The organism is Gilliamella sp. App6-5 (genome assembly GCF_001690525.1).
Lineage (GTDB): Bacteria > Pseudomonadota > Gammaproteobacteria > Enterobacterales > Orbaceae > Gilliamella > Gilliamella apicola_H.
In genome coordinates, this window is record NZ_LZGT01000105.1 from 1 (window position 1) to 1,939 (window position 1,939).

Genomic DNA, 1,939 nt, shown 5'->3' on the forward strand with positions numbered 1-1,939 from the left:
CTAACAACACTAAACCCAACAAAAAACAACAAGTAAAAATGTATAAAAAAGCAATGCAAGATCTTCAGGACGATTTTTATAATGCTGTTAGTAAAAAATACGATTTAACACGTAAAAGCAAAACGCCCAGACCGAGAGTAGCAGGTACCACAGAAGAATATAAGGAAGTTGTTAAACAAACACAAAACTTACAAAAAAAAGTAATTGAAACGATCGAAGATGCTAAAAAGCACGGGTTTCGTGTGGGTTTAGCAGAATTTGAAAATAACAACGTTATTACTAAATTAAACATATTAAACATTACAAAAAAACGTAATTTTGAAGATCTTAATAAACAAATTAAAAGTTTGGAAAAACATAAAAATTACTATAAAAACCGTAAAGATCACTACAAGCAAAAAACTGAAAAATTAAGCAAGGAAGTTAAAGAATTTGAGCAAGTTGTAACTAATTTTTACAAACCTGCATATAAAAAATTAAACAGTATTGAGCTTGAAAATGCCGAACTTAAAAAACGTAATAGTATTTTGCTTGAAAAAAACGATAAATTGAGTATTGAATTAAATGCTAAAACAAAAATGCTTGATGCTGTTAAAAAATACTTTAATAGCAAGTGGGATAACTTTATAAATTACTTTAATAGTAATAAAAACACAGCTACAAATAAGCACAAATACAAAAACATATAACCGCAATTTTATAGTTTTTTACTACGTAAAAAAATAAAAATTGGGGTTGAGCAACCGAACGAAGTGAGGGCGGTAGCTTTTACTTGATACTTTAATACTTTAGGTATAAAAGTCGGAAAAATTTTTTGCTGTTTTTGTTAGTTTGGAAAAGGCTTTGTGATGTTTTTTTTTGTTGATTTTGGTTGAATGGAAATTTGACAATTTAAAAATATTGCTTATATTAAAAACTAATTAGTAAAACTCGGATTTATAAAAAAGAAAAAGCCCAATTTGGCGATTGAGCTTTTCTAAAAATCGATTTTTTTTATAGATCCACCACGACGAGAATCTATATGGATAAATATAACGATATTTTACAAAAAGTCAATAATAGTAACTTTGAAGACCTTTCCGAACGTTGCTCAAAACATAGTATTTGGGATACACACAGACATGATTCGGCATTAGTATCAGAACTTTATGCTGGGTCTAAATTTACAAACTATTACAAAAGAATGGAAGACTGTGCTAACAGACTAGACTTTAAGTGTAAATACCCCAAACTTAGTACAAGATTCAAGTAGAAAATCATGCTGTTTGTTTTAGTGTTTTATACTCAATCGGCGTCATGTTATTTAATGCCTCATGCGGTCTTTCGGTGTTATAAATCGTTAACCATTCTTCGGTTATTCTCCTTGCTTGTGCTAAGTTGTTAAAAAGATATAAATCGAGTACTTCAGTACGATAGGTACGATTAAATCGTTCAATGTACCCGTTTTGATATGGGCTACCGGGCTGGATATAATCAATGGCTATATCATGTGATTTAGCCCAGTTTATAAAGGTTTTTCCTGTAAATTCTGGTCCATTATCGACGCGTATTTTTAATGGATACCCATGATATTCAGCCAGTTTATCTAAGTAACGGGTAATCCTTCCTGCTGGTAAGCTTACTGCAATATCAATACCTAACGCCTCACGATTAAAGTCATCGATGACATTGAATGTCCTAAAGCGACGTTGATTACAGCTACTATCACTCATAAAATCCATTGACCAACATTCACCTTGTTTATTAGGAACCAATAGCTTTTCTGGTGTTCGTTGGGGGATACGTTTTTTACGTTTAGCTCTAATATTAAGTTTTAACTCACAATACACCCGATACACCCGTTTATGATTCCATTTATAGCCGAGCTTTCTGATGCGATTAAAACATTTGGGAAAGCCCCAGCGTAAATGCCGGTCTGTGATAGCATTCAACACCGAAA

At 31.8% G+C, this 1,939-nt stretch carries 2 protein-coding genes; one reads left to right on the forward strand and one right to left on the reverse strand.

Annotation, left to right across the window (positions count from 1 at the left end; genetic code table 11):
• The coding region (locus A9G24_RS12370) for a hypothetical protein (RefSeq protein WP_218056310.1) at nucleotides 1-689 on the forward strand (689 nt) is incomplete at its 5' end.
• A gap of 567 nt (nucleotides 690-1,256) precedes the next feature.
• Here A9G24_RS12370 and A9G24_RS12380 read toward each other — a convergent pair.
• Nucleotides 1,257-1,939: IS3 family transposase (locus A9G24_RS12380; protein WP_141673166.1), on the reverse strand; the 683-nt coding region annotated here is incomplete at its 5' end.